Genomic DNA, 27,000 nt, shown 5'->3' with positions numbered 1-27,000 from the left:
CCTTTGTCAGTGGATGCCGCCAGCATGCCTGCCGGGTTACATTACTAAAATGGCAAGTCAATTAACCTGACATTCATCGGGAGCAATGTTTGATGTTGGGACAACTGCACGACCTCGACCTGCACCTGCTGCGGCTGTTCGTCACTGTAGTCGAGGCCGGTGGCTTCAGCGCCGCACAAGGTGTGCTGGGGCTGAGCCAGCCGAGCATCAGCCAGCAGATGGCGCGCCTGGAAACTCGTCTGGGCTATCGCTTGTGCAGTCGCGGCAAGGGCGGCTTTCGCCTGACCGCCAAAGGCGAAGCGCTGCTCAAGGCCACCCGTGAACTGCTGGTGCAGATCGAGGCGTTCCGCCATCAGGCCAATGGCGTGGCCGGGCGTTTGCTTGGCGAGGTACGCATTGGTATTTCCGAGGCCCAGGAGAGCACCGTGACTCTGCGGCTGGCAAAGGCCATCGAGCGCTTTCGCCAGCGCGACGAATCCGTGCGCCTGGAGCTGGTCAGCGCCATGCCGGCAGACCTTGAGCGCCAGCTGTTGCAGCAGCGCCTGGACCTGGCCATCGGCTATTTTTCCGGCAAGCAGGCCGCGTTCGATTACACGCCGTTGTTCGAAGAGAACCAGCGCCTGTACTGCGCCAGCCACCATCCGCTAGCCGGCCTGCCTGAAGTGAGCCTGAACGCCTTGCAGCAGGCCGATCAGGTCGAACACCCCTACCGCTTCCAGAGCCGCCAGGAGCCCTTTGACGGCACCAGTGGCGCCGCCCGTTCCGAGCAGGTTGAAGGCGCCCTGGCCTTTATCCTCTCCGGCCAGCACATCGGCTACCTGCCCTGCCACTACGCCGAGCCGTGGGTCGAGCGCGGCCTGTTGCAGGGCCTGGACCCGGCGCTGGATTTTGCCGTGCCGTTTGTCCTGGCGCGCCACCGCGCCCAGGTGCCCAGCGACGCCCAGCAGGCCTTTGCAAGCGACCTGCTGGCAGCCTTCGCCTGACTCAGTAGGCCAGCGACCAGGTCAGAGTGTAGGTGCGGCCCCGCCCCTGGTAGTCGTACAAGTAAGCCGGGCCATAGGTGGGCGAGTAGAACAGCGTCGCGCGTTGGCCCCAGACGGTGCTGTACTGCTTGTCGAGCAGGTTCTGGACACCGGCGCTGAAGGTACCCAAACCTGTGTCCTGGCTGCCCAGCAGGTCGAAGGTGGTGTAGCCGCTGATGGTGTGATCGGCATCGTCCTTGAGGGTGAAGGCATGGTTGGCCTGCAGCCGTGCACTGCGGCCATCGCCCTTCCAGCCCACGAAAGCGGTGGACTTGGACAGCGAAGCATAACGGGCATCGCGCTTGATCCAGTCGCCGTTCTTGTCTTCTTCCTCCGAGCGCACCAGGTGCAGCGTGCTGCCCGCTTCCCAGCCACTTTCGAAGTGGCGGGTCAGCGCACCTTCAAAGCCGAAGTCGCGGCTTTTCTGTTCTTCGACGTTGATGGTCAGGGTGGCCATGTCGGTGGTGATGATCTTGTCCGACCAGATGTAGTACACCGCCGCCTGGGCGTCCCAATCCAGGTCGGCGTAGCGCCAGCCCAGTTCCACCTGGCGGCTCTTGATCCCCGCCAGCGGGTTGTCTTCAACGCTCAGGCCCGGCTTGCCGTAGTACTTGGCCGGGTCCGGCAGATCGAAGCCTTCGCCGTAGTTGCTCCATAGCTGGTGACCGTTCTTGAAGTCATAGATCGCGCCGAGGTTGAACAGGTTGACCTGGTAATCGTTGTTGCCGCCGGGCACGTTCTTGAAGTCGCCGACATCGACGTCCATCTGCTGGCGCCGCGCGCCACCGGAAACCGTCAGGTTATCGGTCGCCTTCCAGTCCAGCTGAGCATAGGCCGAAAGGCCATCGACCCGGTAGCTGGGGTAGCGCGCCGCCTTGCTGGCTTCATCCAAATCCAGGCCACCACTTGCGGATGAGGTCCGGGCGTTGAAGGTGGTCTGCTCGGCATTGAAACGCTCGCGGTCCAGGTCCACGCCGTACGTCAGTTTGAGGCTGTCCCACTGCTTGGCAAACAGCGCCTTGAGGCTGCTGACCTCGAAGTTCTGCTGCGACGCGGCAAAGTACACGCCCTTGGAGCCCGCAGGCTTGCCGGTGTTGTAGTACGGGAACGGATAGAAGTTATCGTCTTCCTTGCGGTACGAGGCCTGCAAGTAGAAGTCTTGGCCGAGCACATCGCTGTGGTGGTAGTTGGCATTGAGCAGCAGGCGCTTGGTGCGCGGCTCAAGGTCGGTGGAATAACCGCCGCGCAGCTCGGCATCTTCCAGGTCCGAGGGGCCGTTGTAGTTCAGGTTGGGGAAGTAGATGCCGGTGCTGCCGTGGTTTCCCGAATCGTAGTACTGGGCCAGCAGGTCGAGGCTCTGCTCGTCATTGAACTTCAGGCCCAAGCTGCCAAGCAGGTCGAGGGTACGGTTGTACTGCAGGTCGGTCTGGGTGTTGTCGATGAAGATCTGCTCGCCGGCGCCGTCGTAGAAGGCTTCGTTCTGCTCGGCGGACACACCCAGGCGCGCGTTGATCCGCTCGTTGCCGCCACTGATCGACTGAGCGACGCGGGTCGCGAGGTCGTCGCTGTTGTTGAAGCCGCTGCTGGCGCCCAGTTGGGTTTCAAAGCGCACCGGGCCTGCCTCGCCCTTCTTGGTGACGATGTTGATGATCCCGCCTGTGGCGCCGCCGCCGTAGAGGGCGCTGGCACCGGAGAGCACCTCGACGCGCTCGACGTTGAACGGCGAAATGCTGTCGAACTGACGCGACAAGCCACGCGAGCTGTTCTGGCTGACACCGTCGATCATCACCAGCACGTTGCGTCCGCGCATGTTCTGGCCATAGTTGGTGCGCCCCTCCGGCGCAAGGTCCAGGCCCGGCACCAGCTTGCCGATGGCCTCCTTGAGGCTGACGCCGCTATCGATCTGCTCACGCAACTGCTGCTGGTCGACCACCCAGACGGTACCGGGAATTTCGCTGATCGAGGTGCTGGTGCGCGAAGCCACGCTGACTTCGATGGGCTTGAGGTTGACGCTTTGCACAGCTGCGCTCTTGCGCAAAATCACGGTGTTCTGCTCGCTGAACTGCCAGCTCATGCCGCTGCAGGCCAGCAAGCTTTGCAAAGCCTGAGCAATGCTATAGCGGCCGTTGAGTGCCGGGCTTTGCCGGCCGGCCACATCCTGGCTGGTGAACAGCAGGTGCAAGCCGGCCTGGTCGGCGAAAGCGGTCAGGGCCTGGTCAAGGTGCTGCGCGGGCAGGTCCAGGGATACTTCTCGTTCCTGCTGGGTAGTGGCGGCTGTCACCGCATCGACGGCGTGTACCTGCAGGGTGCCGAGCAATGCGGCCACGGCGGTCGAAGCCAGCAGGGCGTGTTTGAAATAACCGGTGGAACGGGCGATTGGCTTGAGCGGACCCTTCACTGTTTTCTTCCAGGCAAATGGTTGTAAATGAGAATGAATTGCTGATCAGTCTCACTACGACGATTGGGCGCAGAAGAACTTGCAGTGGGAAAATAAAAATATTTTTGCAGTATCGCGGGGCAAGCCCGCGCCCACTGGTTCTGTAGTAGCGGGCTTGCCCCGCGAAGAGGCCCCTCAGTACACCACAGCCAACCAGGGCAAATAGGTCACCTTCAACGCATAACGCTGCTCCAGGGTGCGCAACAACCCTTGCGGATCATTCAGGTCAAACACCCCGCTGACCTGCAGCGCCGCCAGTTGCTGGTCCGACAGCACGATGCGCCCATGCTGATAGCGCTCAAGCTCGGCCAGCACTTCACGCAGCGGCTTGGCGTTGAAGATCAGCTTGCCGCGTTGCCAAGCGGTTTGTGCCCGGGCATCAGGCGAGGTCTCCATGACGTGCTCACCCACCCGCGCCTGGCCTTGGGCAACCACCACATGATTGCCCGCACCGTCGCGGCGCACACTGAATACCGCCGCACTGCCCTGCACCGGCTCGGCACCAGCGTCGACCACAAACGGCCGCGGGTCGGCCGCCGGTTCAAACAAGGCCTCGCCGGTCTTGAGCAAGACCCGACGCTCGCCGCTGCTGAAATCCACCGACAGGGCGCTGCCACTGTTGAGGGTGACCTGTGAGCCATCGGCCAGGGTAATACGCTGCTGCTGACCGACACCCGTGTGGTAGTCGGCAAGCAAGGCCGGCGCCTGCTGCAGACCGCCATATCCGACCACGGCCAACACCAGCGAAGCAGCCAGTGCCACGCCCCAGCGCCGTCGACGTGGCGCCGGTGCGAGCACTTCAGCCGCAGTGCGGGTCTGCCCCAGGTCTGCCCACAGCGCCTCGGCCTCGCTGGCGGCCTGGGCATGGGCCGGGCTCAGCGCGCGCCAACGCTGGTAACGCGCTTTGTCGCTGGTGCTGGCGTTGCCCGAATGCAGCAACACCTGCCAGTCGAGGGCATCATCGGACACATCGCTGATCGGTTGCGGCGTGGGCATGGCGTGGACGTCAGTCATGGTTGTGTTTGAGCCAGTCGCGGCAATGGCGCAGGGCCTGGCCGATGTATTTTGCCACCATGCTCTCGGAAACGCCCAGCCGTTGTGCGATCTGCGCCTGGGTCAGGCCTTCGACACGGTTAAGCAACAGTGCCTGGCGGGCATTGGCCGACAGTTGCAACAAGGCTTCATCAAGCAGTTCCAGGCGCTCGCTGGCCAGCAACGCCGCTTCCGGCGCTGGCGCCGGGCACGCTACCTGGCGCGCCGCTTCACTGTCATCGAGATGGCTGCTCATGCGTTGCTCGCGACGCAACGTGTCGATGGCCAGGTTACCGGCCACGCGAAAGATGAAACTGCGCGCATGCACGACCGGCAAATCCTGCTGCTCGATCTTCACCAGCTTCAGGTAAGTCTCCTGGGCGACGTCGGCGGCGCGCTGACGATCGCTCATGCGTCGGGTCAGGAACTGCAGCAGGTCATCGTAATGTTCCTGGAAGCTTGCCAGCAGCCCGGACACGGGAGAGGTCAACATGGAAAGGAGGGAGACCAGTAAGAGGCGTTATCGGACGTTAATGAGAAACAGTATCTTTCAAAACTTACTGAACTTTCAACGTCAAACTCCGCCGTGCCCGGCTAGTCGGTCACACGCTGGTAGCGATAGAGCAGATTCGGCTCGCTGACGATCAGTAACTGCCGCTGTGGCCCCAGTGTCACCCCTTCCGCCTGCGGCATACTGTGGTCCAGGCCATTGAAGCCACCTTCCAGGTCCATGAAGCTGACCGGCGCATAGCCACTATCTAGTTCCGCCAGCAAGCGTGATTGGTCACTTAGCACCAGCAGATGCCGACTCTGCAGGTCATAGTGCATGGCTGATACATCGTCCATGCGCAGGCGTTGCACACCCAACACCGAGACCGCCGCCTGGTAGCTGACTGCAGCCCCGGGCTGCACAGCGCCCGCCACCTCGAACAGACGCAGCGGCCGCTGTTCACGAGAAGCGAACAGCACCTGGCTGCCCGGGTCGAACGCCATCCCTTCCAGGCCACGGTTGTTGTCTGCCCGTTCAGCGATGGTCAATGTACCCAGCTCGCTGCGTTCAATCGGGCCTTGCAAACGGCTCAATGGCAGCGTCACCACGCTTTGTCGACGCTCCTCGCCAATCAGCAGGTTGCCGTTGCCGTCATACGCCAGCGCCTCGGGATCTTCGAATCCGTGCAACTCATGACGCGCTTTGAGCGCAAAGTCTTCGGTGTATTCGTAGAGTTGTGCCGGGCTGTTTACCACAACAAAGTAGCTGCGCCTCTCGGCGACATAGACAATATCCGAGGCATTGGCTTGGACCCCTGGCAATTGCAAACGCCCGGTAAATCGATAATCGGGCAACCAGATACTGCGCTGGCGAACCTGAGCTGGGGTAATGCGCTCCTGCCAGAGCTGCCCCACGGCATCGTCGATTTCAAACAGCGACAGCACGGCTATCAACAATGCAAACAGGCAGACACTCCAAACCAAGGGAGAACGTCGCACGGCAGGCCATTGGCGTGAAAATGCAGACTTGATACGACTCATGAAGATGGGTTTCCACTAACAGTTTTAGAGAGCAGCGGTACAGGCAAAGGCTGGCAACGCAGCAGCAGGCTGGCATTGGCCTGGGCCAGGGACGTGCAGTTCAGAGGCGCGGGCAGAGGCGAATCCAGGTCACGCAGGCGCCGGGCCAGGTAGAACACTTTGCCAGTCGGCAATTGGCTCAACGCATCGATCCGGCGGGCCTTGCCAGCACTGTAGAACTCGGCCGAATAGGAGCGTCGCCCCAGATAGATCAGCGGGCCCGGCTGCTCGACGCTGGCTCGCTGCCAGGTCAGCACCAGGTCACGCTGGTTTTGCGGGCGCTGCTCCAGGCTGCCCTCAAGCACCAGCAACAGAGCAAACAGCGGCAAAATCAGGGCAAAGCCGCCAACCCCCACGGGGCGCCACCAGCGCCAGCGCGTCAGAGCGTTAGCCAACAGCAACGCCCAGGCTGGCAGTGCTGGCAATACATAGGTCCAGAGAATATTGCCGGCCAAACTGAAGAACACTGGCGCGGCCAATGCCCAGCACCAGAGAAAACCCTGCAGCGCTCTGCCCTTGTGGGTGTTGCCAGACCAGTACAGCAGTGGCAACAGCAGGCTCCAGGGAAACAACGCCCCCAGCAGATACAACCAGATGGTCCCCAAGGGTTTGGCGTGAGCATTGCCGTAGAGGTCGCCGCTCCACTCGCTGATGACATAGCGCTTCCAATGCTCGCCCAGCAGAAAATAATCGAGAAAGCCCGGGCTTTTCAGCTCGGCCAGCACATACCAGGGCATGGCCAGCAACAGCATCAATGACAGCCCGCTGAGCCACGGCAGCCGCCACAGTTGCCGCCACTGCTGCTGGTAGGCAACCCAAGTCAGCGCCGGCACAGCGAACAACACCAGCACCAGTGGCCCTTTGGCCAACAAGCCCAACCCCAGCCCGACAAAGCCAAGCCGCACGGCATTACCCTCACCATGGGCCATGCCATACCAGAAGCCTTGATAGGCCAGCAGCAGCCCCAGACTCAGCGCAGGGTCAGTCAGGACCACGCCGCTGGCGATCAGCCCGAGGGTGCAACTGGAATAGATGATCGCCGCCAGCAGCCCTACCGCCAGGCTACGCTCGCGATGGCCCAGGTGGATGATCAGCAGGCAACTGAGCAAATGCATAAGCCAGGCCGGCAGACGCAGGGCAAACTCATTGATTCCCAACCAGTGCATGCTCGCCGCCTGGGTCCAGAACGATAACGGCGGCTTGCCCCAGAATGGCACGCCGTAGTCGAACATCGGCGTGATCCAGTCGTCGAGTTCAAGCATCTTGCGCGCCATTTCGCCATAGCGCGCCTCAGACGTATCCATCAACGGATACAAGCCCAGGCCGGCCAGGCGCAACGCCAGTATCAAGCCCAGCACCGCCCACAGCACTGCGTTGCGTAGCGACTCGCTCATGCCTGCCTCCGGCGCGCGAATGGGCGCCGCACAACCGGTTCGCCTGGCACCCGTGAGTCGCCCTGCAGCAGGTAATGCGGACGGCGCTTGACCTCGAACAGGGTCGCGCCGAGGTACTCGCCGAGCATGGCCACACCAAGACAGAGAAACCCGCCAACCCCCAGCAGCAGATGCACCGGGGAGAAACTCCCAGCAATCAGCGCGGCCAGCATCCAGCCCAGGCACACCAGTACAATCACCAGGCTGGCAACGCTGTACCAGCGCAGTGGCTTGCGCGAAAACGCCAGCGCACCCTCCAGGGCCAGGTTGAGCAGGGCCGGGTAATCCCATTTACTAGTGCCGGCGGCTCGGGCTACTCGCTCATACGGCAGTTCGATAGTACGAAAGCCGACCCAGCCAACCAGGCCCTTGAACAGCCCGACCCGTTCATCCATCGCCCGCAAGGCCGCCAGGGGCGCCGGGCCGATCAGACGAAAATCGCTGACTTGGGCGGGTAGCTGACCACGCCCAACCAAATGACGCATGATCCGGTAGTACAGTCGCGCCGTGAACTTCTTTAGCCATGAATCGCCATCGCGACGTGAGCGCTGCATGTTGACCACGTCATAACCCTGCAACCAGTGCTCGACCATCAGCCCGATCAGCTCCGGCGGATCCTGCAGGTCGGCGTCGATAAACACCACGGCCTGGCCGCTGGCATGATCAAGGCCCGCGCGCAGGGCGGCCTCCTTGCCGAAGTTGCGGCTCAAGTGCAAGCAGCGCACCCCCGGCTGTTGCTGGAACTGGCGCAACAAGGCCGGCGTGTCGTCGCTGCTGCCATCGTTGATGTAGAGCAGCTCGCAAGGCACCGGCAGGCGCTCGATCAGCTCGCCAATGCGTTGATGAAACGCCTGCAAAACCTGCTCTTCCTGATAACAGGGAACAATGATGCTCAGGCGCGGTTCAGCGCCAGAAGGTGGCTGGGGCAAGGTCAGCATGGTGATAGGTCCAATGACGGTGAATGACAATCCCGAACACGGTCAGACTGAGCGTCGCGACGTGTGAAGCAGTGCCGGCGGTTGAGCCCAAGGCCGCGCCACAGGCACTGCCCTACCATGCTAGGGAGGCACAGGTGAACGTCATGTCACCGCAGATCACATCTGGGTCACGCCCGGTTCGCTAGGTTGCGCACTCCCCCTTCCCGAGATGATTGCAATGAAGCGCTCCAGCACTGTCCTGTGTTTCGCCATGGTGGCGCTGATCAGCGCCTGCCAGGCCCGTCCGTTAAGTCACTCGCCAGCGACCCTGGGGTTCGAGGCCGCCCTGCAACTGGCTATCAGCGCCCGCCAGGCCTGTGCGCGCCAAGGCTTTGCCGTGGCAGTCAGTGTGGTCGATCGCCAGGCCCAGCCGCTGGTGTTGCTGGTGTCCGACGACGCCTTTGGCCACTCCCGCCAGACCAGCGAACGCAAGGCGCGCACCGCCGCCTCGCGACGCGCGCCAACGGCCGCCATCGCCAGTGCCAACGACCACGAGCAGAGCCTGAGCCTGGCCTTCCACACCATCGGCCTGACCACCTTGAGTGGCGGTGTGCCGGTGGTGCTCGACAATCAGGTGATCGGCGCAGTTGGCGTGGCCGGTGCGCCGGGGCAAAATGCCCTGGGCCAGGACTTCGATAGCCTTTGTGCCGAGGCCGGCATCAAGGCCATTGGTGCGCAATGGACGGTCAACGCGGAAACTGCACAATGATCGAGATACTTCTGGTCGAAGACGACCGCACCTTGGCCGGCTCGCTGGCCGACTACCTGAGCGAAGTCGGCTTTGACATCGACTTTGCCTTCAATGGCCAGACTTGCCTGGAGCGCACCCTGCAGCAGCGCTATGACGCCATCGTCATGGACGTGACCATGCCCGGGCTCGATGGCCTGCGCGCCTGCAAGGCCTTGCGCAAGCGCCAGGACCAGACGCCGATTCTGTTCCTTACCGCCCGCGATACCCTGGCCGACAAGCTGGACGGCTACGAGGCGGGTGCCGATGACTACCTGATCAAACCCTTCGAGCCGCAGGAGCTGGTATGCCGCCTGCATGCCCTGCTGCGCCGCGGCAAGCTGCCCTCCAACGCCGAGCAGCAGCAATGTGGCGAGCTGCTGATCGACCTCAAGCGCCACAAAGTCTACCGCCAGGGCATTGCCATCGAGCTACAAGACGTACCGATCCGCCTGCTTTCCCTGTTGGCCGAAGCGGCGCCCGATGCGGTCAGCCGCAAAAAACTGGAGCATGCCCTGTGGCCTGACGAGTTGCCTGAGAGTGACCCGTTACGCAGCCATATCTACCGCCTGCGCCAGGCCCTGGACCGGCCCTTCGAGCGTGAGCTGATCAAAACCGTTCACGGAAAGGGTTATCGCCTTGCTATACCCGACTAAGTCGTTCTTCGCCCGCGCGCTCTATACCCTGCTGCCCTTCACGGTGATCGTCGCCGTGCTCTACAGCCTGCTGATCTGGACCTCGATCACCGTCACCGAAGACCATATCGTCAACAGCTATCTGGACCGTGAGGTGACGCGCTTTCAGCAAAACCATGCGCGCGCCCCGAAGCAGGCCCAACTGCCTGCCACCAGCTACCTGCGCAGCTATTGGAGTAATGACCAGAAACTGCCCGCCGACTACCGCAACCTGCCATTGGGGCGCCATGAACTGGATGATGAACGCACCCATGTACAAGTGATCTACCTGCCAGCGGCCGGTCAAAACCTCTATATCGAACTGGACGAGTCGCAGCTCAGCTCCCTGGACCGGCATGCCAACCTGCTGTTCAGCATTCTTTGGGGGGTAGCCGGGCTGGTGATCATTGCCGGCGCGCTATTGGCGGTCATCGGCGCTCGCCACCTGGCCGCCCCGGTGACGCAACTGGCTGACGCCGTGAATCGCGGCTGGCAACCGGGTACCCAACTGCCCGGACATGAACGCCGCGACGAAGTCGGCACCCTCAGCCGCGCACTGTCGCAGTTGGTTGAACGCTTGCATGATGCGCTGGAGCGTGAGCGCGCCTTCACCCGCCACACCAGCCACGAACTGCGCACCCCTCTGGCGGTGATGCGCAACAGCCTGGCGGTGTTACGCCTGCCTGGTTGCAGCGAGGAAAAACGCGCGCGCAACCTGACACGCCTGGAGCAAGCCAGTGGCGAAATGGAAACCATGGTGCAACTGTTCCTCTACCTAGGCCGCGAAGATGAACGCCTGCCGGCACAGGCCGTGGCCCTGCGACCTTTGCTGGAAGCATGCGAGCACAAACACGCACAGTTGATCGCCAGCAAGCGTCAGTGCATCGTCATGCAAGTCGACCCGCGACTGTCCATTGAAGCCCCTCCCAGCGTCCTGCAAGTGCTGGTCAATAATCTGCTCGGCAACGCCCTGCAGCATGGCGCGCACTACCTGCATATCGAGGCTCAGGCCAGCCACCTGCAACTGGTCAACGGCATGGATGGCAACTGCGCTGCCTCGTCGGGGTTCGGCTATGGCCTGGATATCGTGCAGCGGCTATGTACGTATTGCGGGTGGCACCTGACTACCCGCCAGGAAACCGAGCGTTTTATCGCCCGGGTGGATTTTCACCGTGCCTAAACAGCGGCCAGTGCCCTCAATGACCAAAGCCTGTCTATGATGGAGGTCGATCTCTACGCTTCAAGGACCACCCGAATGAGCCATAGCTTGCGCCTGTGCCTTGGTTTGCTGCTGTTTCTTAACCTGAGCGCCTGCGCCCTGTTCCAGGCCCGCGATCCGGTCAACATCAGCGTGATCGGTATCGACCCTCTGCCCGGCCAGGACCTGGAACTGCGCATGGCAGTGAAGATCCGCGTGCAGAACCCCAACGAAACCGCGATCGACTACAACGGCATCGCCCTCAACCTGGAGGTCAACGGCCAGCCGCTGGCAGCCGGTGTGAGTGACAAAAGTGGCAGCATCGGTCGCTTCAGTGAAAGCGTGCTGGTGGTGCCGGTGAGTATCACCGCCTTCTCGGTGCTGCGCCAGGCCGTGGGCCTGAGCCAGGTGCGCAGCCTCGATGGCTTGCCGTACACCGTGCACGGCAAACTGGCCGGCGGCGCGTTCGGCACTCGCCGGTTCAGCGACAGTGGCCGCCTCAACCTGCCGCAAGCGGGCGGTGCACCCTGGTAAGGCTCAGTCCTGCTTGATGAAGCGCACGCCGGGTTTGCTGCGCTCATCCACGCTCAACTCGAAGATATCCGGCCGCGCATAGTGGCCGACCACGTCGAAGTCATAACGGGCGCGCACCAGTTCTGCGGTATCGATTTCGGCGCACAACAGCCCACGCTCGGCAACCAGCGGTCCGGCCAGCACCTCGCCCAGCGGCCCGACGATCACGCTGCCACCGGCAATCAGTTGGCGCTCACCCGGCCAGTCGGCGACCTCGATGCCCAGCGCGTTGGGCGAGTCCTGCACCTGGCAGGCGCTGATCACAAAGCAACGGCCTTCGGCGGCGATATGGCGCATGCTCATCTGCCACAGCTCACGTTCGTCCACGGTGGGGGCGCACCACAGCTCCACGCCCTTGGCGTACATCGCCGTGCGTAGCAGCGGCATGTAGTTTTCCCAGCACACGGCGGCGCCGATTCGCCCGGCACGGCCCTCGATCACCGGCAGGGTCGAGCCGTCGCCACGGCCCCAGATCAGCCGCTCGGTACCGGTGGGCATCAGCTTGCGGTGCACGGCCACCAGACCCTGCTCGGGCTCGAAGAACAGCACGCTGCAATACAGGGTATGGCCGCAGCGCTCGATCACCCCCAGCACCAGGCTGGCGCCAGTGCGTGCCGACAAACCCGCCAGGGCATCGGTTTCGCTGCCGGGCACGTCGATGGCATTGGCAAAGTAGCGGGCGAACGCTTCACGTCCTTCAGGCAGGCGGTAACCCAGGCGTGTGCCGAAGGTCTCGCCCTTGGGATAACCGCCCAGCAGCGCTTCTGGCATCACCACCAGGCTGACGCCGGCGTTACTGATGGCCTGCTCGTAGGCAAGGATCTGCTCCAGGGTATGCGCTTTGCCTTCAGGCGATGAACCGATCTGCAAGGCGGCGACAATGGACCTAGTCATGCGTGGATGCTCCGGATGGGCGATAGGTGTTGCAGATTGTCGGCGCCGGGCCAATCATGAATAAAGACCACTTCGTTTCTGAATGATATGAAGCCTGCGAATATCACCAACATCGACCTAAACCTGCTCAAGGTCTTCGAAGCCCTCCATGACGAAGTCAGCGCCAGCCGCGCGGCCGTGCGCCTGGGCCTGACCCAATCGGCAGTCAGCGCGGCCTTGCGGCGTTTGCGCAAGGTTTATGGCGACCCGTTGTTCACGCGCACCGGGCGCGGCCTGGCACCCACCCTAAGGGCCAACCAGCTCAAGCCGCTGATCAGCGAAGCGCTGAACAAATGCCGGCAGAGCCTGGCCCTGCTCGATCCGCAGGCCGAGCAGTTCGAAGGCCGGGCGGTGACCCTGGGCCTGTCGGATGATTTCGAGATCGCTTATGGCCGCGCCCTGATCGAGCAGGTACAACAGCTGGCCCCGGGCCTGCGCCTGATCTTTCGCCAGACCCACAGCCAGATCGTCGCCGCGCCTTACTTGAGCGCAGCCTCGACCTGGCACTGACCTCGGGCGGGTTCTCTGCCCACCTGCTTAGCCGCCGGGTACTCGATGAAGGGGACTACCTGTGCCTGCTCGACCCGCACAGCCTGGCGCCCGGGCAAAATGCGTTAAGCCTGGATGAGTTCGTGGCGCGGGAGCAGATTCTGGTGTCGTCGCAAGGTTTTATCGGCATCGTTGACGAGGCCCTGGCCGAACGGGGCTTGAGCCGCCGGGTGGCGGCATCGACCAGTCATTTTGCCGCCCTGGCTTACCTGCTCAAGGGCAGCCAGCGCCTGGCCACCCTGCCCGGCCATGCCGCCCGGGCCATTGCCGAAGTCGCAGGCCTGGTGGTGGTGGCGTGCCCGCTGGCCTTGCCGCACTACCCGGTGGAGCTGGGTTGGCGCACCGGTGGGCAACCGGACCCGGCCCTGGAGAAAGTCCGCGAAGCGGTGCTCGCGGTGTTTGCCTGAAACTTACTTGGCCGCCGCCATCAGCTTGTTGACTTCACTGCGGACCATGTTGGCGTACTCGGGCGGTGACATGCCGTCCAGTTCTGCCCGAACCCATTCGGCCCACTTGCCCTTGCGCCGCGGTTTTTCCGCGATCAGCCGGGCGGCGTCGGCCTTGGCCTTGCCCAGGTTGGTCTGCCAGAGCTCGAAGAGTCGGGCTTTCTCGTCCTCGATCTGCGCCCGTTCGGCGAAGCTCTTGTTGGCCAGATTGAAACTCATGAGGGTGTCCTGCCGCTGAAAAATAGGCGCTATCTTACACTGTAGCCGCCGACGCTCGGCAAACCACTGCAACTTTCCGCACCCGCTGGCATCCACTGTTCAATGCCCATCAACTGACGAGGAAGCACCCATGGCCAGGAAAACCACCGTGCAAGGCGATGCCGAGCAAATCAAGGATCAGGCGTTCAGCGAACTGCAGGCGTTGATCGAAGAGTCGGAAAAGCTGCTCAATGACAGCGCCGCGCTGGTTGGCGAAGAAGCCGAAACCCTGCGGGCCCAGGTCGGGGTGAAATTGAAGCAGGCCCGTGACGCGGTCACTGGTGTGCGCAGCAAAGCGCAACCGGTGGTCGATGCGACCCAGGATTACATCGGCGGCCATCCGTGGCAGACAGTGGCGATTTCAGCCGGGTTTGGCTTGGTGGTCGGCCTGTTGCTGGGCCGCAGGTCTTAGTAGCCACCGCGAGGCAAGTCGGGTCGCCGCATCGCCCCACATCGATAACCTCAAACTCTGAGGGAGTGGGCTTGCCACAGGCCGACCTTTTGCCTCGCAGATTTGTAAGCAATCATTGTCAGATCCACGATTTAGCTGGTTTTTAGCGGTAAAAAATCTTACAACTGATAGTCATTCGCCATTATCTCGGTTCTCGCCCACCTACCCTGCAAGGTAGAATGGACAAAATCGGGAGTTTCAATGAACCACACCAGTCTCAGCGCCGCCGAACTAGATGCCATCACCGATGCCGCCGCGCAGTGGTGCCTGCGCCTGCAAGCTGAAGACTGCAGTGCCGCTGAACGACGTGCGTTCGAGCAGTGGCTGATGGCCCATCCGCTGCACCTGCAGGAATACCAGGCGATGATGGACATCTGGCAGACTGCCGACCATCTGCCGCGAACCTTCCCGGACAACGTCGTCCCCCTGCCGCAGCCGCGGCGCAGCCACTGGCAGCAATTCGCCACAGCCGCAGCCATCGCTCTGGTCGCTCTGCCGGCAGGCGCCTGGATCGGTTGGGAACAAGGCTGGCTGCCCAGCAGCTATCAGTCCCTGGAGACGGGCGATCGGGTGAATCGTGTGGTGCTCCGTGATGGCAGCACGGTGGAACTGAACCTCAATACCGAACTGCGCTACTCCAACTACAAGGACGAGCGGCGGGTCACCCTGATAAAGGGTGAAGCGTTCTTCAAGGTCAGCCACGACAGCCAGCACCCTTTTGTAGTGCATGCGGCCAACGGCTGGACGCGGGTGACCGGTACCCAGTTCAATGTGTGGAAGTACGATGATCAAGTCAGGGTGACCCTGGTGGAAGGCTCGGTGCTGGTCAGCAGTGATGGCAATGCCAGCGACAGCAGCTACCGCCTGGGCCCGGGCATGCAGGCCAGCTACAAGGCCGGCGATTACGAGCCGCACCTGAGCCAGACCTACAGCCAGGACAACAGCCTGGCCTGGCGCAACGGCAAGTTGATCCTCGACAACCAGAGCCTGGCTCAAGCCCTGCCGATGATCAACCGCTACCTGGAAAAACCGCTGCTGCTCGCCGATACCAGCACCGGCAGTATCCGCATCAGCGGCATCTACAACACCAGCGAGATCAAGCGCCTGGTCAGCACCCTGCCCAAGGTGCTGCCGGTGTACCTGACCCAGAACAAGAGCGGCAACATGGTCCTCAACCGCATCTCACCGCCCCCCGCCAAAGGCTGAGCCTGGCGCTCAGCCCTCTTGCCGCAACTAGAGCATCATCGCCGCCAGCCAACCGAATGCCAGCAATGGCAGATTGTAGTGGATGAACGTCGGCACCACTGTGTCCCAGATATGATGATGCTGGCCATCCACGTTCAGCCCCGAGGTCGGCCCCAAGGTCGAATCCGATGCGGGTGAGCCGGCATCGCCCAGGGCGCCGGCGGTACCGACGATGCACACTGTCGCCACGGGATCGAAGCCCAGTTGCACGCACAGCGGCACGAAGATCGCCGCCAGAATCGGCACGGTGGAGAACGACGAGCCGATACCCATGGTCACCAGCAACCCCACCAGCAGCATGAGCAGCGCGCCGACACCCTTGCTGTGGTTGATCCAGGCCGCCGAAGCCTCGACCAGGGTCTTGACCTCGCCGGTGGCTTTCATCACCTCGGCAAAGCCGGAGGCGGCAATCATGATGAAGCCGATCATGGCCATCATTTTCATGCCTTCGGTGAACAGGTCGTCGGTGTCTTTCCAGCGCACGATGCCCGACACCGAGAAGATCAGAAAACCAGCCATGGCGCCGATGATCATCGAATCCAGCCACAGCTGGATGATGAACGCCGCGGCAATGGCGACGCCGGCCACCAGCAGGGTCAGCGGGTTGTAACTCACCGTCACCTGCTCGACCTGTTCGATTTTCTCTAGGTCATAGACGCGTTTTTTTCGGTAGCTGATGAACACGGCAACCAGCAAGCCGAAGAGCATGCCCGCCGCCGGAATGGCCATGGCGTGGGTCACACTTACGCCGCTAACATCCACGCCGCTGCGGCTGACACTGCCCAGCAAAATCTGATTGAGGAAGATGTTGCCAAAGCCTACCGGCAAAAAGATGTACGGGGTGATCAGGCCGAAAGTCATCACGCAGGCCACCAGGCGCCGGTCGATCTGCAGCTTGGTCAGCACGTACAGCAGCGGCGGCACCAGCAACGGAATGAAGGCGATATGAATCGGCAGGATGTTCTGCGAGGAAATCGCCACGACCAGCAGCAGGCCGATCAGCAGCCATTTGACCTTGCCACCGTTGCTGTGCCCTTGACGGTCGATCATGGCCAGGGCGCGATCAGCCAGGGCATGGGCCATGCCCGACTTGGCGATGGCCACGGCAAAGGCACCAAGCAAGGCGTACGAAAGCGCCACCGTGGCACCGCCACCCAGGCCACCATTGAAGGCCTTGAGCGTGCCCTCGATACCCAGCCCGCCAACCAGGCCACCGGCCAAGGCGCCAATGATCAGGGCAATCACCACATGCACGCGGGACAGGCTCAATATCAGCATGATGCCGACCGCGGCAATTACTGCATTCATTCTGTGACCTCTAGAAACCAGACAAAAAGCGACCGATCCGGCGACAGACTGCTCGGGAGCAGTGGCCGAACGACAGGTATTTTTATGGGAGGGCGCACACTCTGAAGCAGCCCTGCGCGCTTGTCAAAAAAACGCCTTGGCGGCCTGTGACAACGTGTCGCTTGAATAAATCAAAACGACGCATTTGAATTGAACGTTTGAATAAAGAAAACGGCATCGCAGCCGATACAGTCGGCAGCCTCAATCTTTCAGGATCCAAGGACTTCGCCATGCCGTTCAGACAACTTTCCATTCAGTGGAAAATCACCCTGCTCGCCGGCTTGTGCCTGGCCGGCATCGTCACCCTGCTGGTTGGCCTCTCGCTGTACCGCATGGAGCACAGTACGCAACTGGTCAAGGCCAGTAGCATGCAGATGCTCACCGAAGCGGCCCAGGGACGCATCGAGTCCCAGGGCGAAGTCCAGGCGCTGAACATCCGCCGCCAGTTCATGGACGCCTACCAGTACGGTGCCGGCTTCTCCCGCCAGGTGCTGTTCTTGCGTGAACAGGCCGAGAAGCGCTTTCTCGATGCCTTCGACCTGCGCGAAGACATGACCCGCCAGGTGCGTGCCGCGCTGCAGGCCAACCCCGATCTGCTCGGCCTGTCGCTGGTGTTCGAAGCCAACGCCCTGGACAACAAGGATTCGTTGTTCGTCGACCAGAAAGAACTGGGCAGCAACGAGACCGGTCGCTTCGCCCTTTACTGGTCGCAGCCGACCCCAGGCCAACTGACCTCCATGGCGTTGCCTGAGCGCGACATGAACGACACCAGCATCGGCCCTAGCGGCGAGCCGGCCAATACCTGGTCGGTGTGCCCGCGCACGACCCGCAAGGTCTGCGTGGTCGAGCCCTACTTCTATGAGATCAACGGCCAGCAGGTGCTGATGACCAGCATCGTGTTCCCGCTGATAGTGGCCGACAAGGTCATCGCCACCCTGTCCATCGACATCAACCTCAACAGCCTGCAGGCCATGAGCCAACAGGCCAGCCGCAACCTGTACCAGGGCCAGACCCAGGTCGGCATCTTAAGCCCCGTGGGCCTGCTGGCCGGTTACAGCCCGGACGCCAGCAAACTGGCCCAGCGCTTCGATAAGGTCGACCCGGAAAAAGGCGCCGAGCTGATCCGCTTGCTCGGCGACAGCACGCCCCTGCACAGCATCCACCACAATCAGCGCCTGAAAGTACTCGCCTCGTTCGCGCCGATCCCCGGCGGCAAGCCCTGGGGCGTGCTCCTCGATGTGCCGGAAAGCGCCCTGACCGGCCCGGCCGAGGCCCTCAAGCAAGAGCTCGATCAGCGCAATACCAGCGGCACCCTGATCGAACTGGGCCTGGGCTTGCTGGCGGCGGTTGTCGGCCTGTTGCTGATCTGGCTGATGGCGCGCACCGTGACCCGGCCAATCCTCGGCGTGGCCGCCATGCTCAAGGACATCGCCAGCGGCGAAGGCGACCTGACCCGCCGCCTGAACTACGACAAGCACGATGAGTTGGGCGAACTGGCGGGCTGGTTCAATCGCTTCCTCGACAAGCTGCAGCCGACCATTGCCGAGGTCAAACGCTCGGTCCAGGCCGCGCGCGACACCGCCGACCAGTCCTCGGCCATCGCAAGCCAGACCAGCGCCGGCATGGAGCAGCAGTACCGCCAGGTCGACCAGGTGGCCACCGCTTCCCACGAGATGAGCGCCACCGCCCAGGACGTCGCCCGCAGCGCCGCACAAGCTGCCCAGGCTGCCCGCGATGCCGACCAGGCCACCCGCCAGGGCCTGGCGGTGATCGACCGCACCACCAGCAGCATCGACACCCTGGCCGCCGACATGAGCACCGCCATGGGCCAGGTCCAGGGCCTGGCTGAAAACAGCGAGAAAATCGGTTCGGTGCTTGAAGTGATTCGCTCGATCGCCGAGCAGACCAACCTGCTGGCCCTCAACGCCGCCATCGAGGCCGCGCGTGCCGGTGAAGCCGGTCGTGGTTTTGCCGTGGTCGCCGACGAAGTCCGTAACCTTGCCCGCCGTACCCAGGAATCGGTGGAAGAAACCCGCCTGGTCATCGAAGAGCTGCAGGCCGGCACCCAGGAAGTGGTCGGCGCCATGGACAGCAGCCACCGCCAGGCCCAGGGCAGCGTCGAACAGGTCGGCCAGGCGGTTACCGCGCTGCAGCAGATCGGCGATGCGGTCACGGTGATCAGCGACATGAACCTGCAGATCGCCAGCGCAGCTGAAGAGCAGAGCGCCGTGGCCGAAGAGATCAACAACAACGTGGCGACCATCCGTGACGTCACCGAGTCGCTGTCTGAGCAGGCCAACGAATCGGCGCGGGTCAGCCAGTCGCTCAACAGCCTGGCCAACCAGCAGCAGGGATTAATGGATCAGTTCAGGGTGTAACAGCTTCGCGGGGCAAGCCCGCTCCTACTCATCTGTAGGAGCGGGCTTGCCCCGCGATCGGTCTACTACACTTGCCAGACTCCTTACCCTGCGAGCGAGGCACAATGAAGCCGATCACCTCCCTGCTGGCCAGCACCTTCCTGGCGCTGAGCCTGGTCACCACCGGCCACGCCGCCAACACCACCCCACCCATCCACTTTGGTGACATCACCTGGGAAAGCGGCAGCCTCACCACCGAAATCCTGCGGCTGATCGTCGAGAAAGGCTATGGCTACTCTACCGACACCCTGCCCGGCAGTACCGTGAGCATGGAGGTCGCACTGGCCCGCAACGACATCCAAGTCATCGGCGAAGAATGGGCCGGCCGCAGCCCGGCCTGGATCAAGGCCGAGCAAGCCGGCCAGGTGTTCAGCATTGGCGACACGGTAAAAAATGCCGATGAGGGCTGGTATGTGCCGGCGTACGTGATCAAGGATCTGGCGCCGAACCTGCATTCGGTGGCCGACCTCAAGCAGTACAAGGCCGTGTTCAAAGACCCGGAGTCCCCCGACAAGGGCCGCTTCCTCAACAGCCCCAGCGGCTGGACCTCCGAGATCGTCAATAGCCAGAAGCTCAAGGCCTATGGCCTGAACAACGACTTCGTGAACTTTCGCAGTGGCTCGGGCGCCGCCCTCGATGCTGAAATCACCTCTGCCATCAAACGTAAAAAGCCCGTTTTGTTCTACTACTGGAGTCCTACCCCGCTGATGGGGCGCTACGAGCTGGTACGCCTGGAGGAGCCCTCTTTCAATGCCCAGGCGTGGAAGACCCTGACCGACGCCAGCCACCCGAACCCGCAAGGCACGCGCTCGTTGCCGGCGAAATTGTCCATCGGTGTTTCCGCGCCGTTCAAAAAGGACTACCCACAACTGGTCGAGTTCTTCGCCAAGGTCGATCTGCCCATCAACACGCTTAACAAGACCCTGGCGCAGATGAGCGAAAAACGCGAGTCGCCCAAGGACGCTGCCTTGAAGTTCATGCGCGATAACCCGACCATCTGGAAAGCCTGGCTACCCGCCGAGGTCGCGGAAAAAGTCGAGGCGGGCCTGTGAGTGGAGGCTTTCCCGAAGCTCTGCACTTTTCCTTCGCCGACCTCGTCAACCGTTTCGTTGACGGGCTGGTACTGGCTTACGGCGATCAGTTGCGTAACGTCTCCGATGCTTTGCTGCAAGTGCTGGTTGGCCTGGAGAACCTGCTGCGCCTGACACCCTGGTGGCTGTTGTTGGTGATCGTCGCGCTGATGACCTGGCACGCCAGCCGCAGCATCAGCCGCGCCCTGGTACTCAGCGGCCTGTTGTTTCTGATCGGCGTGGTCGGCTTGTGGGACAAGCTGTTGCAAACCTGCGCACTGGTGCTGGTCAGCACCGGCCTGTGCGTGCTGATCGGCGTTCCGCTGGGCATCCTGCTGGCCAGCCGGCCCCTGGCGCGCAAGCTGCTGATGCCGGTGCTCGATGTCATGCAGACCCTGCCCAGTTTCGTTTACCTGATTCCGGTATTGATGCTGTTCGGCCTGGGCAAAGTGCCAGCGATCTTCGCCACCTTGATCTACGCCCTGCCGCCATTGATCCGCCTGACCGAACTGGGCCTGAGCCAGATCGACCCGAGCCTGACCCAGGCCGCTCACGGCCTGGGCGCCGGTCGTTGGCAGCGACTACGGCGGGTGCAACTGCCGCTGGCGATGCCGAGCATCATGGCCGGGCTCAACCAGTCGGTGATGATGGCGCTGTCTATGGTCGTGGTCGCCTCGATGATTGGCGCGCGCGGGCTGGGCGAGGATGTATTGGCGGGGATTCAGACACTCAATGTCGGTAAAGGGGTCGAGGCGGGATTGGCGATTGTGGCGTTGGCGATGGTGATCGACCGGATTACCCAAGCCTATGGACGCCCTCCTCAGCCGCGCCCGACGAAGGATTAGCAGACTGCCAACTTTGCAACACAACCCAAGCCCCGTACCATGCAGTGCAGCAGCGCACATGTATAAAGCACAAGGACTGTAGTACCGCATGGACATCGAAAGCATCAAGCAACAACTGGCCAAACCCGCCACACGTTTTTTCGCCGGCGGTTTTCGCCCCGATGACAGCGACAGCGAAAGCTGGCTGGGCCGGGTATTTCTGTATGGCACCGATGAAGGCATCCCGTGCAACGATGCTGGCGAGCAACTGCTACCCTATGCTCAGTTCCACCTGGCCGACCTGCCCTACTGCAGTCCACTGCTCGAAGGTGTTGAGGTACTGACGCTGTTCATCGCCTATGAGTTTCCCGAGCACTTCGAACCCATGGGCAACAACTGGCTGATCCGCGAATACCGGGCGGACGATGAACGGGTGCGCAAGGACCTGAACACACCCAACTCGTTTCTCAAGGCCTTCCCCCTGCGTGCCGAAGCGGTTGCCGAGGACTATCCGCTATGGGATGGCGGCGGTGCTCCGGATGAGCTGGTCAGTGAGATCGTTAAACTGGAGCGCGATGGCGTCATCGAAAGCTACTACGACCACGTCACCCACGCCTATGAACACAAGATTGGCGGTTACCCTTCGTTCTGCCAATCAGGGATCGACCCAGGTGATGGCTTCGAATTCGTGTTCCAGATCTCGTCCGACAGCAAGATCAACCTGAATGTCGTCGACAGCGGCAGCCTGATGTTCTGGAAGCACAGGGTCACTGGCGAATGGGCCATTTACTACGATTTCTATTGAGCGCCCATGGCCCAGTACACCATCGCCATACTTGCTGCCGGGAACTTGCCCGGCATCATCAAGCTCGTACGCGCGTTCAGCACCGAAAGTGTTGCCGCGATTGCGCGCAAGATCGGTACAGCGCAGCCGGTGATCAGCCTCGACACCCAGGACTTTTCGCTGGAAATCAGTGAAAAGGACGGCATCACGATGCAGTACAACCTTTTGCTGACGCTCATCGGCGCACTTGAGCACGCCGGCGCCACCGTACAGATCCAACTTCAGTTGGATGACAGCATGGAGGTGGTATCAATAGAGGCGTTGCACAACCTGCTCGAAAGCGAGCTGACTTACCTGGCGCAAGCGCACGACTGAGCACCGCTACATCATCAATTGAGCACCTTCCTGCGCGGCAGTTCAATGCTGACCCGCAAGCCGCCCAGGGGGCTTTCCTGCAGTGCCATTTGCCCCCCCCAAGCTTCGACGATGTCGCGCACGATGCCCAGGCCCAGACCATGGCCGTCGACTTGCTCGTCGAGCCGGGTGCCCCGCTCAAGCACCTGCTCACGGGCCGCTTCCGGGATTCCCGGGCCATCGTCGTCGATCCACAGGCAATAGCATTGCGGCTGTACTTGGATGCTCAGTTGCACTTCGCGGTCGGCCCACTTGCAGGCGTTGTCCAGCAGGTTGCCGAGCAGCTCCAGCAGATCCTCGCGGTCCCAGGGCAGGAGCAAACCTGGCGGCACGTGCTTGCTCAGCTCCAGGCCTTCGCCATGGATCATGCCCAGGGTCGACAGCAGCCCGGGCAACTCGGCATCACAGTCAAACTGCGCGCCCGGCAAGGCATCACCGGCCAGCCGTGCACGGTTGAGCTCGCGGCTCAGGCGCTGCTGGATCTGCCCGAGCTGGTCACGCAACTGCTCGCGGACCTCCGGCAGGTCTTTAAGGCGCTCGCTCGAAGCCAAGCTAAGCAGCACCGCCAGCGGCGTCTTCAGCGCATGCCCCAGGTTACCCAGGGCATTGCGCGAACGGCGCAGGCTGTCTTCAGTGTGGGCCAACAGATGGTTGATTTGCGCCACCAGGGGTTCGAGCTCGCTGGGCACCTGGGTGTCGAGCTGCGAACGCTGGCCTTGCTGCAACTGGGCGATCTGTTCGCGGGTACGTTCGAGCGGGCGCAGTGAGCGGGTCACGGTGATGCGCTGCAGCACCAGAATCAGCAACAGCGCGACCAGGCCCAGGCCCAGGCCGATCTGCTGCATGCGCCTGAAACCATCGCGTACCGGGGTATAGTCCTGGGCGACGCTGATGGAAATGGCCTGGCCCAGGCGCCGGTAGTCAGCACGCAACACCAGCAGTTGCTGACCTTCAGGCCCCAGTTCCAGGCCAGCATGCAGCCCTGGCGTCTGCGGCGCTGGCATGTCCAGGTCCCATAACGAACGCGACCGCCAGTTGCCGCCTTCAAAATCGATGCGGAAGTAGTAGCCGGAAAAAGGCCGCTTGTAGGCCGAGGAAATCCGTCGCTCATCCAGTTCAAGACCGCTCTGGCCACGCACCAGCGCCACCAGCAGGTTCTCGCTTTCCTTACGCAGGCCGGTCTCCAGGTAGCGTTGCAAGCCCGCCTCGAACAACCACAGACTTAGCTGGGCCAAGGCCAGACCCACCAGCACCAGTACCGCGATCAGGCCAAGGCTCAAGCGTGCCTGGATCGACTTCACTCGGTGCTCCCGGCATAGCGATAGCCCTGGCCGCGGCGGGTTTCGATCACACTGCGGCCGAGCTTGCGACGCAGGTGGTTGACGTGCACTTCCAGGACGTTGGAATCGCGCTCGGTCTCACCGTCATAGAGGTGTTCGGCCAGGTGACTTTTTGACAGGATCTGTTGCGGGTGCAGCATGAAGTAGCGCAGCAGGCGAAACTCGGCAGCCGTCAGTTGGATGTCGACACCGGCGCGGGTCACGCATTGACGGCCTTCGTCCAGCTGCAGGCCAGCAGCCTCCAGGGTCGGCTGGTTGGCCAGGCCTCGAGCGCGACGCAGCAGCGACTGAATGCGCAATTGCAGTTCTTCCGGGTGAAACGGCTTGCTCAGGTAATCATCGGCACCGGCCTTCAGGCCCTCGATACGCTCGGCCCAGGAGCCACGCGCAGTGAGGATCAGCACGGGGGTCACCAGCCCCGAGGCTCGCCACTGAGCCAGCACCTCAAGGCCCGGCAAGCCGGGCAGGCCGAGGTCGAGGATGATCAGGTCGTAGGGTTCGCTGCTACCCTGGTAGACCGCGTCCCGGCCATCGGCCAGCCAGTCGACGGCATAGCCCTGGCGTTGCAGGCTCTGGGTCAGTTCATCGGCCAGCGGCACGTTATCCTCGACCAGTAACAGGCGCATCAGTCATCTTCCTCGTCTTTGAGCAGCGCTCCATTGGTTGCATCGAGCTTGATCTCGCGCACCACACCTTCTGGGGTCAGCAATTCGACCTCGTACTCGTACCGGCCGTGCTTCTCTTCGAGCTCCGCCTCCAGCAAGGTTGCCCCGGGATAGCGTCCCAGGGCATCTTTGAGCAGTTGTTCCAGCGGTAGGATGATGCCCTGCTCACGCAACTGCAGGGCTTCATCCTGATCGAGGTCGCGGGCCGATACCAGCGAGCTGAGGGCCAACAGCGCAATGAGAACGGTCTGTGCTGTTCGCATGCAAGGGCTCATCAGGTGTCCTGGGCGTCCTTGAGAACTTCACCGGTCTTGGCATCCAGATCCACGTCCCATTCAACGTTCTGGGCGTCACGCAGCTCGACCTTGTAGACGTAGCGGCCATAAACGTCTTCCAGCTCGGAATCCTTGATGGTAGCGCCTGGGTGCTTGGCCAATGCCTTGGCGTTCAAGTCATCCAGGGACATGATGGTCTTGGCTTGAACCAGCTTGACCACGTCACTGGTCAGAATGTCTTTAGCCAGCGCAACGTTGGCGCTCAGGACCAGGGCAGCGGTGGCGAACAGGGCAGTCAAAGTTTTCATCGTGTCTCTCCGTTGAGATCAAAATTGTTTCTACGGGACCTAGAATATCCAACCGAACTTAATTGAAGCTGAAAACAACTGGCGACATGATAGCGCAGCCCTGCCCCACTTCTGGACCGCTGTTCTTTATAATTCTCGGCTCAAGGTAGTGAGGCCCGTATGAGCGCAATCCATATCAAGTACCCGGCCCTGACCCTCAAGGCCGGCAGACATGCCTTGCAGCGCATACGCGAAGGCGGTTTGCAGGCCGCCGATGTAGGCGTGCTGCCAGGTGCGGCCGGCGGCCCCAAGGCCCTGGGCATTCAGGGCCTGGACCTGGCTCTGTTCGGCCACTGGCTGCCTGGCGCACCCCGTGAACGAGCGTTGATTGGTGCTTCGGTCGGCTCCTGGCGCTTTGCCAGTGCCTGCCTGCCCAACCCGGTCCAGGCCCTGCAACGCCTGGGACAGCTGTATACCGAGCAGGACTTTGCCAAGGGCGTGACCCCCACCGAGGTCAGCCGCAGCAGTCAATGCATGCTCGATGATTTGCTCCAGGGGCGTGACGCCCAGATCCTGGCTAGCCCGCACTACCGACTGAATATCATGGTGGTGAAAAGCCATGGCCTGCTTACCGACGATCACCGTGGGCGCCTGGGCATGGGCCTGTCATCGGTCATCGCCGATAACCTGATCGGCCGGCCGCGCCTGTCGCGGCACTTCGAACGGATCATCCTTCATGATGCCCGCAGTGCCCCGCCACTGCGGCCACTGACAGACTTCCCTTCGCGCTGCCTGCCCCTGGATGTCGCCAACTTGCGGCATGCCCTGCTGGCTTCCGGGTCGATCCCCATGGTCATGGAAGGCGTACGTGATATCCCCGGTGTGGGCCCGGGAACCTATCGCGATGGCGGGTTGCTGGACTACCACCTGGACCTGCCCTACGCCGGCGATGACCTCGTGCTCTACCCGCACTTTACCGACAAGGTCATCCCCGGCTGGTTCGACAAGGCCCTGCCGTGGCGCCGCGGCGATGCTGAGCGGCTGCGCAATGTCCTGCTGCTGGCACCCTCACCTGAGTACCTGGCCAGCCTGCCTTACGGCAAGCTGCCGGACCGCAGCGACTTCAAGCGCTTCATGGGGGATGCCGGCAGCCGGCAACGCTACTGGCACAAGGCGATGGCCGAGAGCCAGCGCCTGGGCGACGAACTGCTTGAGCTGATAGAAACCGGCGAGCTGCACGCGCATCTGCAACCACTGAAGTGACCATGCTGGTAAACTGGCCGCCAGCATTGGTTTACAGAGTCAAGACATCGTGGAAATTTTCAAAGAGTTTACGTTCGAATCGGCCCACCGCCTGCCCCACGTGCCTGAAGGCCACAAGTGCGGCCGCCTGCATGGTCATTCGTTCAAGGTTGCCTTACACCTGACCGGCCCGCTCGATCCGCATACTGGCTGGATCCGCGACTTCTCCGAGATCAAGGCGATTTTCAAACCGCTGTACGAGCAACTGGACCACAACTACCTCAACGACATTCCTGGCCTGGAGAACCCGACCAGCGAAGTGATCGCCAAATGGATCTGGGACCAGGTCAAGCCGCTGCTGCCGGAGCTCTCCAAGGTGCGGATTCATGAGACCTGCACCAGCGGTTGCGAGTATTACGGCGACTGAGAAGGTGTTGGATGTGAAGAGACCACCCTGCGGGGTGGTTTTTTTTGGCTGGCGTTCACTGCTGTAGGAGCGGGCCTTGCCCCGCGATGCAATGTGGCTGACAGAATGCTATCGCGGGGCAAGCCCGCTCCTACAAGACAAAACCCCTACCTGCATATGCAGATAGGGGTTTCGGAATTTAATCTTGACGATGACCTACTCTCACATGGGGAAACCCCACACTACCATCGGCGATGCATCGTTTCACTACTGAGTTCGGGATGGGATCAGGTGGTTCCAATGCTCTATGGTCGTCAAGAAATTCTGTTGCCAGAAGGTCTTGTTTAAGACACTCCAGCGAATCGGGTATGTGATGTTTGTGAGGTACAAATCTTCGGCTGTGTG

The 27,000-nt window shown here is 62.0% G+C and carries 26 protein-coding genes, 1 rRNA gene and 3 pseudogenes; 16 read left to right on the top strand and 14 right to left on the bottom strand.

What is annotated here, in order from left to right; all coding sequences use genetic code 11:
• The first annotated feature begins 92 nt into the window (after nt 1–92).
• The gene (locus M5G17_RS00145) at nt 93–983 is read left to right on the top strand and encodes a LysR family transcriptional regulator (RefSeq protein ID WP_273891024.1); all 891 of its coding nucleotides are present in this window, start codon (nt 93–95) and stop codon (nt 981–983) included.
• Nucleotide 984: 1 nt separating this feature from the next.
• Here M5G17_RS00145 and M5G17_RS00140 read toward each other — a convergent pair whose 3' ends face one another.
• The 6 genes and pseudogenes from M5G17_RS00140 to M5G17_RS00115 all read right to left on the bottom strand — a co-directional run bounded on the left by M5G17_RS00140 (nt 985) and on the right by M5G17_RS00115 (nt 8,431).
• Nucleotides 985–3,420 carry a TonB-dependent receptor gene (locus M5G17_RS00140; protein WP_273891023.1) on the bottom strand — a complete coding sequence of 812 codons (2,436 nt, stop codon included), beginning with the start codon at nt 3,418–3,420 and terminating at the stop codon, nt 985–987.
• Nucleotides 3,421–3,594: 174 nt separating this feature from the next.
• On the bottom strand, nt 3,595–4,473 hold the full coding sequence (locus tag M5G17_RS00135; RefSeq protein ID WP_273891022.1) for a FecR family protein: 879 nt from the start codon (nt 4,471–4,473) through the stop codon (nt 3,595–3,597).
• 4 nt (nt 4,474–4,477) lie between these two features.
• Nucleotides 4,478–4,984, bottom strand: a pseudogene (locus M5G17_RS00130) (RNA polymerase sigma factor); the annotation flags it as partial.
• Between the two features lie 101 nt (nt 4,985–5,085).
• Nucleotides 5,086–5,925 (bottom strand): SdiA-regulated domain-containing protein, encoded by an 840-nt coding sequence (locus tag M5G17_RS00125; RefSeq protein ID WP_273891021.1) that lies wholly within the window; start codon nt 5,923–5,925, stop codon nt 5,086–5,088.
• Between the two features lie 92 nt (nt 5,926–6,017).
• On the bottom strand, nt 6,018–7,454 hold the full coding sequence (locus M5G17_RS00120) for an ArnT family glycosyltransferase (protein ID WP_273891020.1): 1,437 nt from the start codon (nt 7,452–7,454) through the stop codon (nt 6,018–6,020).
• Entirely contained in the window at nt 7,451–8,431 is a 981-nt protein-coding gene (locus tag M5G17_RS00115; RefSeq protein ID WP_273891019.1) for a glycosyltransferase family 2 protein, read from the bottom strand. The genes M5G17_RS00120 and M5G17_RS00115 overlap by 4 nt, the downstream gene beginning before the upstream one ends.
• A 217-nt stretch (nt 8,432–8,648) precedes the next feature.
• On the opposite strand from M5G17_RS00115, the gene M5G17_RS00110 reads away from it, so the two are divergent.
• From M5G17_RS00110 to M5G17_RS00095, 4 genes are all read left to right on the top strand, one after another.
• The gene (locus M5G17_RS00110; RefSeq protein ID WP_273891018.1) at nt 8,649–9,179 is read left to right on the top strand and encodes a GlcG/HbpS family heme-binding protein; all 531 of its coding nucleotides are present in this window, start codon (nt 8,649–8,651) and stop codon (nt 9,177–9,179) included.
• Complete coding sequence (locus M5G17_RS00105) at nt 9,176–9,853, top strand: response regulator transcription factor (RefSeq protein ID WP_273891017.1); 678 nt, start codon at nt 9,176–9,178, stop codon at nt 9,851–9,853. Before M5G17_RS00110 ends, M5G17_RS00105 begins: the two co-directional genes overlap by 4 nt.
• Complete coding sequence (locus M5G17_RS00100; protein ID WP_273891016.1) at nt 9,837–11,051, top strand: sensor histidine kinase; 1,215 nt, start codon at nt 9,837–9,839, stop codon at nt 11,049–11,051. The genes M5G17_RS00105 and M5G17_RS00100 overlap by 17 nt, the downstream gene beginning before the upstream one ends.
• Nucleotides 11,052–11,126: 75 nt before the next feature.
• Nucleotides 11,127–11,603: an LEA/WHy family protein gene (locus M5G17_RS00095; RefSeq protein ID WP_273891015.1), complete on the top strand. Its 477-nt coding sequence runs from the start codon at nt 11,127–11,129 to the stop codon at nt 11,601–11,603.
• 3 nt (nt 11,604–11,606) lie between these two features.
• On the opposite strand, the gene M5G17_RS00090 is transcribed toward M5G17_RS00095, so the two are convergent.
• Entirely contained in the window at nt 11,607–12,536 is a 930-nt protein-coding gene (locus tag M5G17_RS00090; protein WP_273891014.1) for a carbon-nitrogen hydrolase family protein, read from the bottom strand.
• 87 nt (nt 12,537–12,623) lie between these two features.
• On the opposite strand from M5G17_RS00090, the pseudogene M5G17_RS00085 reads away from it, so the two are divergent.
• A pseudogene (locus tag M5G17_RS00085) lies at nt 12,624–13,531 on the top strand (LysR family transcriptional regulator).
• 3 nt (nt 13,532–13,534) lie between these two features.
• Here the strand turns inward: M5G17_RS00085 and M5G17_RS00080 are convergent.
• Nucleotides 13,535–13,789 (bottom strand): hypothetical protein, encoded by a 255-nt coding sequence (locus M5G17_RS00080; protein WP_010226580.1) that lies wholly within the window; start codon nt 13,787–13,789, stop codon nt 13,535–13,537.
• Nucleotides 13,790–13,919: 130 nt separating this feature from the next.
• Between M5G17_RS00080 and M5G17_RS00075 the strand changes: the two genes are divergently transcribed.
• Nucleotides 13,920–14,240 carry an ElaB/YgaM/YqjD family protein gene (locus tag M5G17_RS00075; protein WP_273891013.1) on the top strand — a complete coding sequence of 107 codons (321 nt, stop codon included), beginning with the start codon at nt 13,920–13,922 and terminating at the stop codon, nt 14,238–14,240.
• Between the two features lie 240 nt (nt 14,241–14,480).
• Nucleotides 14,481–15,485 (top strand): FecR family protein, encoded by a 1,005-nt coding sequence (locus tag M5G17_RS00070; RefSeq protein WP_273891012.1) that lies wholly within the window; start codon nt 14,481–14,483, stop codon nt 15,483–15,485.
• Nucleotides 15,486–15,512: 27 nt separating this feature from the next.
• Here M5G17_RS00070 and M5G17_RS00065 read toward each other — a convergent pair whose 3' ends face one another.
• Nucleotides 15,513–16,832: a Na+/H+ antiporter family protein gene (locus tag M5G17_RS00065; RefSeq protein WP_273891011.1), complete on the bottom strand. Its 1,320-nt coding sequence runs from the start codon at nt 16,830–16,832 to the stop codon at nt 15,513–15,515.
• Between the two features lie 269 nt (nt 16,833–17,101).
• Here M5G17_RS00065 and M5G17_RS27475 point away from each other — a divergent pair.
• From M5G17_RS27475 to M5G17_RS00040, 6 genes and pseudogenes are all read left to right on the top strand, one after another.
• Nucleotides 17,102–18,391, top strand: a pseudogene (locus M5G17_RS27475) (cache domain-containing protein); the annotation flags it as partial.
• A gap of 102 nt (nt 18,392–18,493) precedes the next feature.
• Nucleotides 18,494–19,249 carry a methyl-accepting chemotaxis protein gene (locus tag M5G17_RS27470; protein WP_407691968.1) on the top strand — a complete coding sequence of 252 codons (756 nt, stop codon included), beginning with the start codon at nt 18,494–18,496 and terminating at the stop codon, nt 19,247–19,249.
• Nucleotides 19,250–19,353: 104 nt separating this feature from the next.
• Nucleotides 19,354–20,340, top strand: a complete 987-nt coding sequence (locus M5G17_RS00055; RefSeq protein ID WP_273891009.1) for an ABC transporter substrate-binding protein — start codon at nt 19,354–19,356, stop codon at nt 20,338–20,340.
• Complete coding sequence (locus tag M5G17_RS00050; protein ID WP_273891008.1) at nt 20,337–21,203, top strand: ABC transporter permease; 867 nt, start codon at nt 20,337–20,339, stop codon at nt 21,201–21,203. The genes M5G17_RS00055 and M5G17_RS00050 overlap by 4 nt, the downstream gene beginning before the upstream one ends.
• A gap of 88 nt (nt 21,204–21,291) precedes the next feature.
• A complete protein-coding gene (locus tag M5G17_RS00045; RefSeq protein WP_273891007.1) occupies nt 21,292–21,987 on the top strand; it encodes a DUF1963 domain-containing protein in 696 nt (231 codons plus the stop codon).
• A 6-nt stretch (nt 21,988–21,993) separates the two neighbouring features.
• Nucleotides 21,994–22,341 (top strand): hypothetical protein, encoded by a 348-nt coding sequence (locus M5G17_RS00040; RefSeq protein ID WP_273891006.1) that lies wholly within the window; start codon nt 21,994–21,996, stop codon nt 22,339–22,341.
• 14 nt (nt 22,342–22,355) lie between these two features.
• On the opposite strand, the gene M5G17_RS00035 is transcribed toward M5G17_RS00040, so the two are convergent.
• Genes M5G17_RS00035 through M5G17_RS00020 form a run of 4 tightly spaced genes read right to left on the bottom strand, consistent with a single transcriptional unit; the run spans nt 22,356 to nt 24,968 of the window.
• On the bottom strand, nt 22,356–23,681 hold the full coding sequence (locus tag M5G17_RS00035) for a sensor histidine kinase (RefSeq protein ID WP_273891005.1): 1,326 nt from the start codon (nt 23,679–23,681) through the stop codon (nt 22,356–22,358).
• Nucleotides 23,678–24,346 (bottom strand): response regulator transcription factor, encoded by a 669-nt coding sequence (locus M5G17_RS00030; RefSeq protein WP_273891004.1) that lies wholly within the window; start codon nt 24,344–24,346, stop codon nt 23,678–23,680. The genes M5G17_RS00035 and M5G17_RS00030 overlap by 4 nt, the downstream gene beginning before the upstream one ends.
• Nucleotides 24,346–24,648, bottom strand: a complete 303-nt coding sequence (locus M5G17_RS00025; RefSeq protein WP_420793363.1) for a PepSY domain-containing protein — start codon at nt 24,646–24,648, stop codon at nt 24,346–24,348. Before M5G17_RS00025 ends, M5G17_RS00030 begins: the two co-directional genes overlap by 1 nt.
• A gap of 11 nt (nt 24,649–24,659) precedes the next feature.
• Complete coding sequence (locus tag M5G17_RS00020) at nt 24,660–24,968, bottom strand: PepSY domain-containing protein (protein ID WP_273891002.1); 309 nt, start codon at nt 24,966–24,968, stop codon at nt 24,660–24,662.
• A 159-nt stretch (nt 24,969–25,127) separates the two neighbouring features.
• On the opposite strand from M5G17_RS00020, the gene M5G17_RS00015 reads away from it, so the two are divergent.
• Both M5G17_RS00015 and queD read left to right on the top strand, forming a co-directional pair.
• Nucleotides 25,128–26,210: a patatin-like phospholipase domain-containing protein gene (locus M5G17_RS00015; protein WP_273891001.1), complete on the top strand. Its 1,083-nt coding sequence runs from the start codon at nt 25,128–25,130 to the stop codon at nt 26,208–26,210.
• 49 nt (nt 26,211–26,259) lie between these two features.
• The gene (gene queD / locus M5G17_RS00010) at nt 26,260–26,616 is read left to right on the top strand and encodes a 6-carboxytetrahydropterin synthase QueD (protein ID WP_010226613.1); all 357 of its coding nucleotides are present in this window, start codon (nt 26,260–26,262) and stop codon (nt 26,614–26,616) included.
• A gap of 182 nt (nt 26,617–26,798) precedes the next feature.
• Here the strand turns inward: queD and rrf are convergent.
• A 5S ribosomal RNA gene (gene rrf, locus M5G17_RS00005) occupies nt 26,799–26,914 on the bottom strand.
• Nucleotides 26,915–27,000 lie beyond the last annotated feature (86 nt).

The organism is Pseudomonas rubra (genome assembly GCF_028656935.1).
GTDB lineage: Bacteria > Pseudomonadota > Gammaproteobacteria > Pseudomonadales > Pseudomonadaceae > Aquipseudomonas > Aquipseudomonas rubra.
Note: the sequence above shows the minus strand (reverse complement) of the source record. Positions and strands in the feature narration are given on the sequence as shown.